The following is a 14,559-nucleotide window of genomic DNA, read 5'->3' as shown; positions in this document are numbered from 1 at the left end:
CATGTGCGTCCGCGATCGGATGGCCGTCTTTCTCCCGCCTCAGCGTCTTGTTTGTAACTGAATTGTACCATCAGACCAGCGCGGCACCGAAACGACCTCAGCGGTCAGAGTCTGCGCGGGCATCGCAACCTCCTGATGGGAGACTATCGGCCCCGGGAACGGGTAGCGGCGCCAACGGCTCGCCCAGGAGAAAGAAGCATACCACGCGCCCCGTGTCCACATCGGCGCGAATGCTGCCGGAAACCACGTTTCGCCCCGCCACGGCTTCGACGTGCGCCTGCAGCTCAGGCTGGATGACCGCCAACAACTGTTCGGCATAGCGCTCCATCAAGTGTTGACCATCCGCGCGTTTGATCACCGCCCGCTCGGCCAGGCTCAATACGTCATCGAGCCAAGCAGCCACACTGTCGGGTCCGATGAGCACGTGCACCTCGCCGGCGGGCGCGCCGTGCGCTTGCTCCCAGAGCAGGCGCAGTCTCGCCGCCAGGGCCATCTCGTGCTGTTGCACCCCATTCGCATCGGCCATCAATGACCTCCACTTGTAGTTGCTGGGATCGCCGCATTTCTGCTGACGTTCCGCTGATCGGCGGCCTCGGACTTCGTACGAGTGATCAACTCATCTTCCCAAACCAGCCGCGCCGCACCATCCACTTTGCCAGCTCCAGCACCGGCGAGACCGTGAACGCCACGGCTGTTACGATCAACCAATCTTCCAGCGTTAGGTAGAAGGTGCCGAACACATCGTGCAGAGGCTGCCAGTAGATGACCAGGGCCAACAGCGCCAACTGCGAGACGATGGCCAGGTTCAGCCACTTGTTGGCAAAGGGCCGATCCAACACGGAGTTGCGATCCGAGCGATAGTTGTAGGCTTTGAAGAACTGGATGAGCACGAGCGAGACGAAAGTCATGGTCATCGCTTCGGCCACGCTGCGGCCGGAGTTCAGCGCCCAGATGAACACGCCCAGGTTGGCAGTCGTTGACCACAGCCCGCCCACGGTCATCAGCGACACCACCGGCCGGGTGAAGATGCCTGTGCGCGGGTCGCGCGGCTTGCGCTGCATCAGGTCCCGCTCAGGCGGGTCCACCGCGAGGGCGAGCGCCGGCAGGCCGTCGGTGACGAGATTGACGTACAGGAGCTGCACAGCGGTCAGCGGCAGCGGCAGGCCCGCCAGGGTGGCGCCGGCCATGAGGCCGATCTCGCCGATGTTCGACGAGAGCAGGTACATCAGATATTTCTTGATGTTGCCGAAAATGCGTATCTTCTCAATAAACCGGGGGGAGTGAACTGAGCCCGGTGTCAAGGACAATGATCATAGACAAGCGGCTGTCAGTCGTGCTATACTGCGAGTCGTTGTGCCGGGTGCCGTGAAGCTGAATAGTCTGACCCGTGCAGGTGGTGAGGGATTATGTTGTTCGAACAGCTTGATCTGGATCAGCTCGAGGATGTAGCGCAGGCCAAGCGTGCCATCGTTGGGTTGCTGAACTTGGTTGAGGATCTGCAGGCGACGGTGCGCCAGTTGCAAGCCGAGGTGCAGCGACTGCGCGACGAGAACAACCACCTGAAGGGTGAACAAGGCAAGCCGGATATCAAGCCCAATCGGCGTGGCAAGACGCCTGGGGCAGATAAGAACCACTCGTCAGAGGCCGAGCGGCGCAAGCCACAGGCATGGCAGAAGGGCAGCAAGCTGGCCAAGATCACGATTGATCGCGAAGAAGTGCTGACGGTTGATAAGACGCAACTGCCTGCCGATGCGGAGTTCAAGGGTTACGAAGACAGCGTTGTGCAGGATGTGGTCATCCACACCGACAACGTGCTGTACCACAAAGAGAAGTACTACTCACCGAGCGAGCGCCGGGTGTATCTGGCGGCACTGCCGCCGGGCTACACAGGACAGTTTGGGCCGGGGATCAAAGCGCTGGCGTTGGTGCAGTATTTCGCCTGCAACGTGGCCGAGCCGAAGATCCTGGAGTTCTTCGCCAATGTTGGTATCCAACTGTCGGCGGGTGAGTTGTCGAACTGGCTGATCAAAGACTGGCCGGACCTGCACGCCGAGAAGGCTGCCATCTACGAAGCGGGACTGCGCAGCAGCCCGTGGCAACACCTGGACGATACGGCAACGCGGGTCAATGGCCAGAATGAGCATTGTCATGTGGTATGTAATCCGCTGTATACGGCGTACTTCACGACGGCCCACAAAGACCGGCTGACCATTGTGGACGTACTGCGTAATCTGCACGTCCGTACCTTCCGGGTCAATGCCGAAGCCATCAGTTTTCTGTACGTGTTCGGCTTGGCGCAGCGCACCGTACGCATCGTACAAGGTCTGCCGCAAGACCAGGACTTGAGTGAAGCCGAGTTCAAAGCTCTGTTGGACGAACGTCTGCCGGCCCTGGGGCCGCAGCAGCGGTCGCACATCTTGGAAGCGGCGACCGTTGCCTCCTACCATGCCCAATTGGAGTTCCCGGTCGTCAAACTCCTGCTGTGCGATGACGCTCCCCAATTCAACTGGGTGACTGAGCAACTGGCGCTGTGTTGGATTCACGAAGGCCGCCACTACAAGAAACTTGACCCGAGCAGTCCGCCGTTCCGCAACCTCTTGACCGAGTTTACCAAGCAGTTCTGGAAATACTACGACGAACTGCTGACCTACCGTCAGCAGCCCAGCACAGACGAGAAAGCGCGACTCGAGACCAAGTTCGATACCTTGTTCGCCACGGTGACTGGCTACCGAGCCTTGGATGAGCGCATTGAAAAGACCAAGTTCAAGAAGACCAACCTCTTGCTGGTCCTCGACCATCCCGAAATCCCGCTGCACAACAACCCGGCCGAACTGGGTGCCCGCCAGCGCGTGCGCAAACGTGATGTCAGCTTTGGCCCGCGTACGCACGATGGCGCCAACGCTTGGGATACCTTTATGACTCTGACGGCCACAGCCAAGAAGCTGGGCGTCAGCATCTATCGCTACATCCATGATCGCGTGTCTGGCGCCTGCCAGATGCCTGATCTCGCCGACCTCATCACGCAGCGCGCCATCGAACTGTCACTCGGCGCTTCCTGGGAACCAACATAACTGGTTACCCCGGATTATTGAGAAGATACGAAAATGCCGCGCCCCTCTTCCACCGCGGCGACGATGGAGGCGAAGTTATCGTCGGTGAGGGTCATGGCCGCGGCTTCCTTGCTGACGTCCGTCCCGGTGATGCCCATAGCGATGCCGATGTCCGCCTTCTTGAGCGCGGGCGCATCGTTCACCCCGTCGCCGGTCATCGCGACGATGTGCCCATGTCCTTGCAGAGCCGTCACCACACGTAGTTTATGCGCCGGCGAAACGCGCGCGTAGACCTCGATCCCTTCCACGTCACGCTCGAATTCGGCCTCGCTCATCGCCTCCAGCTCCGCGCCGGTCACGCTGCGTCCGGTCTTGAGCAGGCCCAATTCACTCGCCACCGCCTGCGCGGTCAGCGGGTGGTCGCCCGTGATCATCGCCACCTTGATGCCGGCCAACTCGCATGCCTGAATGGCCGCCTTGGCTTCGGCGCGGGGCGGGTCAATCATGCCGATCAACCCCAGGAAGGTCATCTCGCGTTCAGCATCCTCGATCGACGCGCCGGGCTTGGCAGCGATGCCCAACACGCGCAGCGCCGTGCCGGCCATCTGCCGCGCCTGTGCCAGGATCTCCTCGCGGGACGCGGCGTCGAGCGGTTGTGCGCCGTCTTCGGTCAACCGCTGTGTACAGGCGTCAAGGATGACCTCGGCCGCGCCCTTGGCATAGGCCACCGGGCCGTCCGCGGTCGCATGCAAGGTCGTCATGCGCTTGGTCTCGGAGGTGAAGGGAATTTCGTTCACCCGTGGGAATTCGGCTTCCAGGTCTGCTCGCTGCAGTCCGCCCTTGACCGCGGCCACCACCAGCGCGCCCTCTGTCGGGTCGCCTTTGATGTCCCAGTGACCGTCCTTCTCGACCAGCCGGGCATCGGAAGCCAGCGCGGCCCCGCGCAGCAGTTCCAGCAGCGGCCCGGACGGGGTGACGGGGGAGCCATCCTGGGCAAATGCGCCGTGCGGCTCATAGCCCGCGCCGGAGACATCCACCAGCCGGCCGGCCACGAAGATCTTGCGGACGGTCATCTCATCCCGGGTCAAGGTGCCGGTCTTGTCCGAGCAGATCACCGTGGTGCTGCCCAGGGCCTCGACGACCGGCAGGCGGCGCACCAGGGCGTTCCGCTTGACCATGCGCTGGACTCCGAGGGCCAGCGAGATCGTCACCACGGCCGGCAGCGCCTCTGGGACCACGGCGACGGCCAGCGCGATGCCGAAGATGAACATCTCGATGAAGGACTGGCCGCGCAGCAGACCCGCAACGACGATGAGCGCCACGATGACCAGGGCGGCTTTGGCCAACGACTTGCCCATCCGGTCGAGGTTTTCTTGCAGCGGCGTCTTGCCGGTCTCCACCGATTGCAGCATGCCGGTGATCTTGCCGAATTCGGTGTTCATGCCGGTGGCGATCACTACGGCCAGCCCCCGGCCATAGGTGGCCACCGTGCCGGAATAGGCCAGGTTCTTGCGGTCGCCGAGCGCCAACTTCTCGTTGGCCAGCGGCGCAGTGTGCTTTTCCACCGGGACCGACTCGCCGGTGAGCGCAGCCTCCTCGATCTGCAGGTTGACCGACTCTACCAGGCGCGCATCCGCCGGCACGACGTCGCCTGCTTGCAGCCGAATGACATCGCCGGGCGCCAGGCCGCGCGCCGGGATTTCCACCTCCTCGCCGTCCCGGAGCACGGTTGCGGTGAGCGCGGCCATGCGTCGCAGCGCTTCGATCGCGCGCTCGGCGCGGTATTCCTGGGTAAAACCCAAGAGCACGGCCAACAGCACAATGACGGCGATGGCGATGGCCTCGACGCCGTGCCCGAGCACGGCCGAGAGCGTTGTGGCCACGAGCAGGATCACGATGAGCACGTTCTTGAACTGGCCGAGCAGCACGGTCCACGGCGAGACGCGGCCGGCCGCGCGCAGCTCATTGGGGCCGTGCTCAGCCAGCCGCTGCGCCGCTTCTGCGCTGGTCAATCCGGCAGAGCCGGTATTCAGATGGGCAAAGACCTGATCAGTCGTCAGGACATGCCAGGTAGGTTGTGGATTCATGCTTCAGTCCTTCATGGTCAAGTGACAATGAGCTTCTTTTTCGTCTTCATTTGTTACCGGCACGAGAGCCGAACGCCTCTGCCGTTGGGCCGCCAGCCAGCGCGCCATCAACCCGAGAAGCCCCACGGCCAGCAGCCCAGCCAGGAACCAGGGAGCGAATTGCTGGGCAAAATCACGCATACGCCACCAGGCGTGCCCCAGTTCATAACCGACGCCGATAAGCAGCGCGCTCCATACGTAAGCGCCCGCAAAGGTAAACACAACGAATTGCAGGTAGGACATGCGCGCCAGGCCGGCGGGAACCGTCACCCACGTTCGCACCCCTGGCACGAGGCGCCCAAAGAGCACCACGCCAGGGCCCCAACGCCGAAACTGAGCCTCGGCGCGCGTGATGTGATACGGGGTGATGCGCAACCAGCGCGCCGTATGGTCAACCACGGGTCGCCCGCCCAGGCGCGCCAGCCAATAGGTGACGGATGCGCCAGCCGTGCTGCCCAACGCGGCATAGAGCGCGCCGACGAAAACCATGCCAAACCCTGCATTCTTCGCCGCCAGTAACAGCCAGCCGGCTAACCCGAGGACGATCTCGCTGGGCGTGATGCCGGTCGCGTTTTCGAAGGCCATTAGTCCGGCCACGCCGAACCAGCCAAAACGGTCGAATAGGGTTTGGAGCGCAGCGACGATTTGAGTTTCTAATTCCGCGATCAAGTCATCTCCTCATTTTGGCCCAAGTCGCTCATTCCGCAACGCCAAAACAAAAAAGCCGACACCTTTTCCCTTAAGGAAAAGATGCCGGCCTACCGAACAACCAGTTCTCTATAACTACAAGGAACTCTTTGTTCCGTCCACCGACGAAAAGCTATATTGTTATTGCTGTCAGTATAGCAGAGACGGGTGCGATCGTCAAGTACTCCACGACTGATTCTTGCGAACTTTCTCCCGTTTGCCCCGGCCAAAGCGCTCTTCCAGGTTTTGGGTCAGGGTAAATACAATCACCCGCTCGCTGGTCCTGACGCTGATGTCGGTGTGCAGGCTGACCACGCGGCCGCCCGTCGTCTGCTGGACGATTTCCTCCAGGAGCGGTCGCGAACCTTCGAGGAGTTGGCGCCTCAGCTGTTTGATGAGCGCGTGCCCATCAGGGTTCTGCGCCAACTGGACTTCTGCAGGCGTCAGCACGCCGCGCAAACGCACAAGGATCATGTCCTCGATGATGTAGACGCGCGTCTCTACGGGGCCGCGACCCATTTGCTCTTTCTCGAACTGGGTGATGGCATCAGCGAGCGCCGCTTCGATTTCGCCGCGCGTGGATTCGACCATGGTCTGAGACCTCAATGTGAGTCTGGGCAGTACTACCTGGCGTCATGATTATACTGCGACAGTCAGTGGTCGCCAAACCAGGCAGCGAAGATTGGCGTTGGCGACGTTGCGTCCCTTGCCATGGGGTTTGCTGACAGGCCGGGAATTCTGGCCCTCATCCGCTGGCTGGGGCCGCTGTGGGTCTTTCTCGGCCACATCTTCCGCTTCGTGCTGGATGCGCTCTTTGCCGTCCAGCGCCGACCTTGGAATGGCTGTTCGAGCAGCTGGTCGGCCTCTTTCACTTGGACAAGGCAATCACCCTGGCGAAAGCCTATGGTGCAACCCGGTTAACTCTACTGTGACACTGAACGATTGCCTGCCGCTGTTTTGGCATGCCTTTCCCGGCCAGGACGTCGCCTTGTAGCGCCTGACCCTGGCCACCATGCGCGTTTACGATGGCGACCACCCAATCAACGAGAGCGAACTGGCGCAGCTCCGCGCCGACTTCCGCGCCATCCAGGCGATGCCGCGGCGTGGGCACAAGATACCTCGCTAACACTTGCCTCCACAAGGTAAAGGAGTGACCACCGGTGTGGACGGATGTGCGATGAGAGGGTAATGATTGATGATTACATCATCAGGGGCTAGTCTCATCAATACCCTGACATCGCCAGTGTAAGGGCCGGGAATCAAGAATTTCTCATATGATCCATCAACGCGCTTGATGATGCACACTGACTTCATCTCATCCGGCAAATCCACTGCCAGGTCAGTAACCTTTGATATTGGAAATGGGGTAGGTGTGGAGATGAAAACCGACGATCTTGTTTCATCAGGACGTGGGGTGACGGTTGGCGGCGTGCCGGTGTAAGCGGGAACGAAGTCGGGCGGTATCTTCGTTGGTGGAGGCGGTAGTGTAAATGTAGGCAGTGTAGTTGGCGTGCGTGTGGGCAGAACTACTGGGATGAACGTTGAAGTTGGAATCGCAGATTGAAAGAAACCAGGTTCTGGCAGCAGTCCTTTCCCAATTAACATAAAGACAAGTGCCACACTGCATATTCCCAATACCAATAGGAGCAACAGATTATTACCGATTACAAAAAAGCGTTTCATGCTGTGCCTTCCTAGATATCAGGCAACTTAATTCTACATCTGCACGCGCCAGAGGACAAATTCTGGTCAAGTATGCTGCAAGCGGGCACGAGTTGCGCCTGTTTCCTTAGGCGGACAAGTGAAGCCTATTCCCGCTTGCAGCATGTAATGAATGTCCCCCTGCTTCTCCTCTTCTTTGCGGCGGCTAACGAATCTCGATGGTCGGCGCCGTGTCGGGCAAAGGCGTGGCCTCGCGGCCGCGTGACGGGCGTTCAGGCGCGACGGGCTGCGGCAGGCGGCCCGTTTGCTGCTGCACCCAGCGCGCCAGGGTGTCTTGATAGGTGCGCATCAAATCGGCGTCTTGGATCATCTGCGCCTCGCCGGTCATGCTGGCTACCTGGCGCAGCGCCTGCTCCAGGCGAAAGGCCAGGTCCCAGGCCGCTTCGTAGCGCTGTGACTGATACAAGCGGGCGATCTCCCGCAGCCCCTCCGCCGTGCGCTGAATGGTGACGTTGCGCAGCACTTCCAGGTCCCACAAGGGGTCATAGCCTGTGATGTTGGCGGCGTCCACCGTGGCCTGGGCCGCCAACGCCTCGTCGCGCTGCGCAAACAGATCGCGATAGCGCAGGGTCACATCCATCAACGGCCGCGCCCCGCGCCGATCAGGCGCCACTTCCAGGCGCACCACGATCACCTGGCTATCGCCCGTACCCATGTCACGCGCCCGCACCTCCAGCGGTCCGGCGGGCGGCGCACCGTCGAATCCGGTCACGCTGACGACGCGCACGCCGGCCTGGGGCTGCAAGAGAATGGAGACGTCAGCGGCTACTTTCTGCATCAGACCGGACGCTTCCTCGCGGAAGACTTTGTCCATCTCGGCGGCTGAATCAATGAAGTGATAGCCGCCCTTGCCCTGGTGAGCCAATTGACTGAGCAGGGCGTCATTGAAGTCATGCCCCAAGCCAATCGTGGACAAATAGATGCCGCGGTCATTGAAAGCACGCGCATCCGCGGCAATCTGGTTGGAATCGGTCACGCCGTTGTTGGCGATGCCGTCGGTCAGCAGGATGACCCGGTTGTTACGGCGGACATCGAAATTATGCTCCACCTCCTTGAAACCCGCCATCAGGCCAGCATACAGGTTCGTATTGCCGTTGGTGGTCAGGCGCTCAACGGCCCGCTCGATCCAGGCGCCGTCGCCCACCCTCTGCGATGGCACGAGCAGCTCGGCGTTATCGCTGTAGGTCACGATGGCAACCCGATCGTTGGATGCCAGGCTGCGCAAGAAGGCGCGCAGCGATTCTTTGACATACGGCATCTTCTCGGCCGCGCTCATCGAGCCGCTGCAATCAATCACCAGCGCCAGGTTGAGCGGCGCAATGGCCTCGTTGGCCTCGCTGCGCGCTTGAATGCCCACCTGCAGCCAGGCCTCGCCCCCCTGAGTCGGCATCCACCCATTCCCCAGGCGCAGGTCAAGCCCCAGCGCGGTGTTGACAGGCGCGGCAAAGTGCTGCTCGTAATAATTGAGATACTCCGCCACGCGCAGTTCCTCGGCCGGCGCAATGCCGCCAGATTGAATCACATCACGACTGCGCGCCTTCGCGCTGTCAGGCACCGATCCCCCGCATGAACTCAGCAGCAGAAGCACGCCGATCAACAGCAGGCCACCCAACACAGATTTCTTGGACCACATGATGCTCACTCCTTCGTAGAAGATTTATTCTCGCGCTGGCTTTCAGGTATAATCGGTTGGACGAGTGTGACCTTTCGTTCGACCAATCGTTCTATGGACGATTATAAGCCCAACCCCGGCAATTTCAAGGGCCAATTGTGTACCATTTGCGCTCTGCGCTGTGTCACATTGGGTGTAACACACAGAATAAGACCGACTACGACGACATCGCGGGCGATCAGCGCCTCAGTCAGCACGCATGACCACATTTGCTGAACTTCTAACGCAATACACGGCGCGCACCGGCATCAGCGATAGCGAACTGGCGCGAGCCATCGGTGTGCGCCGCCAGACGGTTTTTCGCTGGAAGGAAGGACTGAGCGAACGGCCGCGCCAGCGCGATGACGTGGTGCGCTGCGCGGTCAAATTGCGCCTCTCGCGAGAGGAGAGTGATGCGCTGCTGCTGGCAGCCGGCTTTGCCCCGGCAACCGCCGCGCCGCCACGACCGCCGGTTGGCGATGCGGTCACAGTCCGCGACGTGACGGGCGCAACCGACCCCACGCCCGTGTCCGCGGCCGCCGTGCCTGCGCCGCCTATGCCGTCTGTCGCCCCAGATCAACCGGCCATCGCCGCGGAACCGGTCGCGGCGACCGTCCCGCCTGCGCCGGCGCGTCCCTTCTTGCGCCGCGGCCTGTGGCCGGCGCTGATTGGTTTTCTCTCTTTACTCCTCATCGGAGCGCTGTGGACGCAGCAGATGCGGGGCGCCGTCAAGCCTCTTCCGACCGCGCGCCCTGGTCAAGCGTTGATTTTGCTGGCGTCGCGTGAGACCTTTGCCTTGGCAATCGAAGGATCCCAAGCCGCCGCAGCCGCGCAAGCCGCTCTGCAGCGTGAACTGCAAGCCGCGCGTCTTGGCGCGACGACCGAGCTGCGCGAACTGCCGGTCGTCCTGCCGAATTTCGACAGCGCGGCGGCCGCGCGCGCCCGCAGTCGAGCCAGCCTTCTTCTCTGGCGTCAGGACAGCTTCAGCGACGCCGAAGCCGGTTTCCCTGATGACCTGCAGGCGGCTCACTATGTCATCCTGACCGCGGACGCGCCGCCGACCGCCTCGCTTCTCGATTCCCTGCTGGCCGCGCCCGCGTCCCTCTCCTTTCCCATCCACGCCAGCCGCCCGAACGAGGTGCGCAGCCTGGCTCTGCTGACCCTGGGACTCCTGTCCAGCCAGCAGGGCGCCTGGGATCAGGCCGCTTCTGCGTTCAGCCAGGCCGCGGCGCAGGCGCCGAGCGAGCAGGAGGCCGCCGCCACCCTGGCGTTTCTATCCGGTTATGTCAGTCAACGCAGCCGCCCCGCTGATCTGCCCGCAGCCATCGCCTTCTACTCGCAGACCCTGGCCCTGACGCCCGCCAGCGGCGCAGCCCTGCTCAATCGCGGGCTGGCCTATGTGCGCCTCGATCGTCCGGCGCAGTGGCAGGCCGATTTCAACGCCCTGCTGGCGCAGCAGCCCGACGACGCCCGCGGTCTGACCGCGCTCTGCTGGGCCTGGGCGCTCGACAATCAGCCCAGCCTGGCCCTGCCTTATTGCGACCGCGCCATCCAGCAGAAGACCTCGCCAGTGGCTTTCGACGGCCGCGCCCTGGCGCGGGCCAGCCAGGGCAATTGGCCGGGAACTGTGGAAGACCTACAGGCGTTCTTGAGTTGGCCAACCGGTCAAGCATTCGCCGACCGCAACGCGCTGGAAACGACCCACCGCGCCTGGTTGGCCGCGGCGCGGGCCGGGCAAAACCCTTTCGACGACACGGTGCGCGCTCGCCTGCGAAAGGAGTAAAAGGATCCTCATGATGCGCAAAGCTGTGCCGCTCGCAGCCACACAATGGCCTGCAGCCGATTTCGTGAGGCGGTATGCGCCGCAGCTGCTTTCTGGCTGCCTGCTGCCGCTGCTTCTCCTCGCCTGCCAGGCGGTGTCGCCGCCCGCAACGCCTGCGCCTGATCTGTCAACGCCAACGGCGGCGCCGGTGCAAGAGCTGGCCGTGGATATCTCCGCTTCTCCGGATGGGGAATGGAAGGCGGGTTGGTCGGAGAGCGACATGAGCCTGCACGTGACGCGGCAGGATGGCGCGGTCGCATGGAAGGCGACGTTCGATGACCAGCGGTTTGGCTGGGACAAAGGCGAGCTGCGGCCCTATCGCTGGTCCGCCGACGGCCAGTCCTTGACCATGCTGATTGTTCCCAGCGCGGATCACGAATGCATGATGAATGGATCAGGCCTGCTCAAGCTCAACCTGGCCGATGGCGCTGTGACCGAGGTGCTGCTGGGGAAGGGGCGGCTCTACGCGCTGGCGCTCTCGCCGGACGAAGCCCGGCTGGCCTATGTGGAGTGCGCCGGATGGCCGGGACTCATCGTGCGCGACCTGCAGACCGGCCAGGAGGTCAAGAGCCAGTGGAGCGAGGCCGCACAGCTCGCCAGCGACCTCGTCTGGTCGCCGCGGGGCGATGCAGTGGTGTTTTCCATGCAGGCTGCGCTTACCGACGCGCAGGGCGTATTGGCCGGCTGGCGCTTTTTGTTGGTGCGGGCCGATTCGCCTGCGTGGACGCAGACAATCGTGAACGATGGCCCAGCGTATTATCAGCCCATCGCCTGGCCGGAGGCAAACCGGGTGCTGCTGCGCAGCCGCGATGAGAGCATCTGGCAGCTCGCACTCGACACGGGAAAATTGACGCCGACGACGGCCAGCGGCGCGCCGCCGGCGGCCACGCAAATTTATGTGAGTGAGCAGTTCAGCGTCACCGTGGCGTATCCTGCGATCTGGCGCGCTGCCAACCCGGATGATACGGCGCTGTTCCGCGGGGCAGACGGGTTTTTCGGCCTCACCTCCGCCTACATGGTGGCGGACACCGTCGAGACGGTATGCGCGCTGGAGATCGAAAGCAATACCCGCACAGACAAAAACCCCCAGCAGCGCTTCGGCAGCCATCCCAATTTGGAGCATCTGCAAGTAGATGGACAGCCGGCCTGCCTGATTCTGCCTTCGGATGACCAGCAGCCGCCGGATGGCGGGGCGCTGCTCTTCGTGCAGTATCCCACGGCCTACGAGCACAATCGCACCCTGATCGTGTCGGCCGACCGCGCGCACATCCGCCAGATCGGCGCATCCGTGCGGTTTTCCCCACCGGCTCCGGCGCTCGACCCGCTGCGGGACACGGTCTCGTTTGTGGAGCTGGATGTCTTCTCGGGCCGACCCAATCCGATCTGGTCCCTGCCCGACGCACAGCGCCAACAACTGCTCACGCGCCTGGCGGGCCTCTCGCCAGGCGCGCCTGCGCCTTATCCGGGTCGCCTGGGGTATCGCGGGCTGCTGGTGCATTTCAATCTGCCGCCCTACGGTATGCCGGAGACGATCCAGATTTTTCAGGGCGCGGTCTGCTACGAACTGGGAGGGACAAGGACGTGCCGCGTTGATGCCGGCCGAGGCGTCGAGCGTTGGCTGCTGGAAACGGCCGACAGGTCCCAGGTGGACGTCGAGTTGCTGGATAGCATTCTGAGTGAGATAAGCGCCGTCGCCACGGTTCAGGCCAGCGCTCAGCCCAAGACCAGGTCGTACGCGTCCCCCGACAAGCAGTGGCGCGTGGATCTGGCGATGTTCGATTGCGCGCCAACGGAGGCTGGCGGCGCCAACGCCTACGAAACAATCAGCCTTGCCCACAGCGATGGCGCGGGATCAGCCATCGTTGACAGCCAGTTGATCTACTGCGGTGGATTGGGCGCGTACGGATTGGATGGCCTGTTTTGGTCGCCCAACAGCCGCTATTTCTACTACACCACGGCCAGGGAAGGCGTTCCTGACGGCTGCGGTTATTGGCAGCCCCCAGTCTGGCGCGTGGACGTCGCATCGGGTACGATCCAGGAACTGGGCGGCGGATCGCGCTCGCCGGACGGGACGAAATTCGCCGCCTGGCGGAACCAGGAGTTGGTCCTGTGGGACATTGACGGCAGCGAGCTGGGTCGCTGGCCGACGGTCGCTCCCAACGTTGCGCTGGCGGCGCTCGCCTGGTCGCCAGACAGCCAGGACTTCGGCGAGCTCAGTCGAGCCGCCGTGGCCTACCTGTTGGCTCCATCGCGTTGCGACCCGAATTCGTCGGGCAAGTCGTACGTCGTGAGGATCAACGCCGCGGACCTCAGCCAGTCCGTGCTGCTGACAACCGAGACTCCCACCTTCATCGGTCTGGAGTGGGTGACGCCCAACGTGATCAGGCTGTTCGATGACGAGGACAAATCATGGCTCCTCGACGGAAACGGCTTGAGGCAGGACTGAACAACGACATGGCTAAGCGGAGGAGCAGCATGGCGCCGCCTAACATTCAAGAGAGCAATCGCCGCCTGTGGGATGAGTTGGCCGCGCAGGCCGTCGCTAACCTACCTGCGACAGGCGCCGCAGACCTCAACGGCCTGACTAGCCTGGAACTAGCGGAGATTGGCCCGGTGGCCGGCAAGCGCGTGCTGCATCTCCAATGTCACCTTGGTCTGGGATCCTTGAGTTGGGCGCGGCTGGGCGCACAGGTCACTGGCGTGGACTTTTCCACCACGGCCGTCGCCGCGGCGCAGCGCCTGAGCCGCGAGCTGGACCTGCCCGCCACGTTTCTCGCGGCCGATCTGTATGACCTGCCGGGCCTCTTGCCAGGCGCGTTCGACATCGTCTTCGCCTCGTTTGGCGTGTTGAGCTGGCTGCCTGACCTGACTACCTGGGCCGAGATCATCGCCGCGTACCTCAAGCCCGGCGGCTTCTTTTATCTGGCCGAATTCCACCCGCTGGCGCGTGTCTTCCGCGAGGATGCCCAGCGCGTGAAGGACCTGCGCCTGGCCTACTCTTACTTCATCACACCGGAGCCGCTGACCTGGGAAATTGCCAGCCCCGACAGCCAGCGCGCCCTGACCACGGCGCACAGCTTCGAATGGAATCACAGCCTGGGCGAAATCGTCACGGCGCTCACGCGCGCCGGTTTGCGCCTGGAATTCCTGCACGAATTCGCCTTTTGCACCGAACAACTGCTGCCCTGCCTGGTGCAAGGCCCTGACAACTGGTGGCGCCTGCCCGATCACGACGGCAGCCTGCCGCTGATGTTTTCGCTCAAGGCGGAACGTTGAGCGCAAAGGGCAAAGGGCCGAGTGCAAAAAGGCAGAGTGCCAGCGTAGGAAACACTGGATGGCGGCGGCGAAGTTGAACAAACTGTCATGTGCGCAGGCGGCGTTTTCATCTGAGGTTCATTTTGCCTGCGTATGCTTGCCGGTGATGCGCCCAAGACTCATCGCTTGGGCGGGTTGCCCGGCGCCGGCGATCGGTTGGTCGTGCACCGGGATAACATTCACCAT

Annotated in this window: 9 protein-coding genes and 2 pseudogenes; 4 read left to right on the top strand and 7 right to left on the bottom strand. The window is 62.7% G+C overall.

The genetic code is table 11. The features are described 5' to 3' along the window. Positions 1–97: 97 nt before the first annotated feature. Both ACPQ6D_RS04820 and ACPQ6D_RS04815 read right to left on the bottom strand, forming a co-directional pair. Positions 98–526, bottom strand: a complete 429-nt coding sequence (locus tag ACPQ6D_RS04820) for a Na-translocating system protein MpsC family protein (RefSeq protein ID WP_423223170.1) — start codon at positions 524–526, stop codon at positions 98–100. Positions 527–611: 85 nt separating this feature from the next. Continuing rightward, a pseudogene (locus ACPQ6D_RS04815) lies at positions 612–1,253 on the bottom strand (cation transporting ATPase C-terminal domain-containing protein); the annotation flags it as partial. Between the two features lie 153 nt (positions 1,254–1,406). Between ACPQ6D_RS04815 and ACPQ6D_RS04810 the strand changes: the two are divergent. Next, positions 1,407–3,071 (top strand): IS66 family transposase, encoded by a 1,665-nt coding sequence (locus ACPQ6D_RS04810; RefSeq protein WP_423223169.1) that lies wholly within the window; start codon positions 1,407–1,409, stop codon positions 3,069–3,071. Positions 3,072–3,100: 29 nt separating this feature from the next. Here ACPQ6D_RS04810 and ACPQ6D_RS04805 read toward each other — a convergent pair. From ACPQ6D_RS04805 to ACPQ6D_RS04785, 5 genes and pseudogenes are all read right to left on the bottom strand, one after another. Next, positions 3,101–5,137: pseudogene (locus ACPQ6D_RS04805) on the bottom strand (cation-translocating P-type ATPase); the annotation flags it as partial. A 3-nt stretch (positions 5,138–5,140) separates the two neighbouring features. Then, positions 5,141–5,845 carry a DedA family protein gene (locus ACPQ6D_RS04800; RefSeq protein ID WP_423223168.1) on the bottom strand — a complete coding sequence of 235 codons (705 nt, stop codon included), beginning with the start codon at positions 5,843–5,845 and terminating at the stop codon, positions 5,141–5,143. A 195-nt stretch (positions 5,846–6,040) separates the two neighbouring features. Beyond that, entirely contained in the window at positions 6,041–6,454 is a 414-nt protein-coding gene (locus tag ACPQ6D_RS04795) for a Na-translocating system protein MpsC family protein (protein WP_423223167.1), read from the bottom strand. A 531-nt stretch (positions 6,455–6,985) separates the two neighbouring features. Then, positions 6,986–7,546 (bottom strand): hypothetical protein, encoded by a 561-nt coding sequence (locus ACPQ6D_RS04790; protein WP_423223166.1) that lies wholly within the window; start codon positions 7,544–7,546, stop codon positions 6,986–6,988. A 184-nt stretch (positions 7,547–7,730) separates the two neighbouring features. Next, positions 7,731–9,218 (bottom strand): vWA domain-containing protein, encoded by a 1,488-nt coding sequence (locus ACPQ6D_RS04785; protein WP_423223165.1) that lies wholly within the window; start codon positions 9,216–9,218, stop codon positions 7,731–7,733. Between the two features lie 238 nt (positions 9,219–9,456). On the opposite strand from ACPQ6D_RS04785, the gene ACPQ6D_RS04780 reads away from it, so the two are divergent. Genes ACPQ6D_RS04780 through ACPQ6D_RS04770 form a run of 3 tightly spaced genes read left to right on the top strand, consistent with a single transcriptional unit; the run spans position 9,457 to position 14,334 of the window. Beyond that, positions 9,457–11,019 carry a tetratricopeptide repeat protein gene (locus tag ACPQ6D_RS04780; RefSeq protein WP_423223164.1) on the top strand — a complete coding sequence of 521 codons (1,563 nt, stop codon included), beginning with the start codon at positions 9,457–9,459 and terminating at the stop codon, positions 11,017–11,019. Between the two features lie 10 nt (positions 11,020–11,029). Next, positions 11,030–13,504 carry a TolB-like translocation protein gene (locus ACPQ6D_RS04775; RefSeq protein WP_423223163.1) on the top strand — a complete coding sequence of 825 codons (2,475 nt, stop codon included), beginning with the start codon at positions 11,030–11,032 and terminating at the stop codon, positions 13,502–13,504. 29 nt (positions 13,505–13,533) lie between these two features. Continuing rightward, positions 13,534–14,334: a class I SAM-dependent methyltransferase gene (locus ACPQ6D_RS04770; RefSeq protein WP_423223162.1), complete on the top strand. Its 801-nt coding sequence runs from the start codon at positions 13,534–13,536 to the stop codon at positions 14,332–14,334. The last annotated feature ends 225 nt before the right edge of the window (positions 14,335–14,559 follow it).

This window comes from Candidatus Amarolinea aalborgensis, from assembly GCF_900491745.1.
In the GTDB taxonomy this organism is placed as follows: Bacteria; Chloroflexota; Anaerolineae; order SSC4; family Amarolineaceae; genus Amarolinea; species Amarolinea aalborgensis.
Note: the sequence above shows the minus strand (reverse complement) of the source record. Positions and strands in the feature narration are given on the sequence as shown.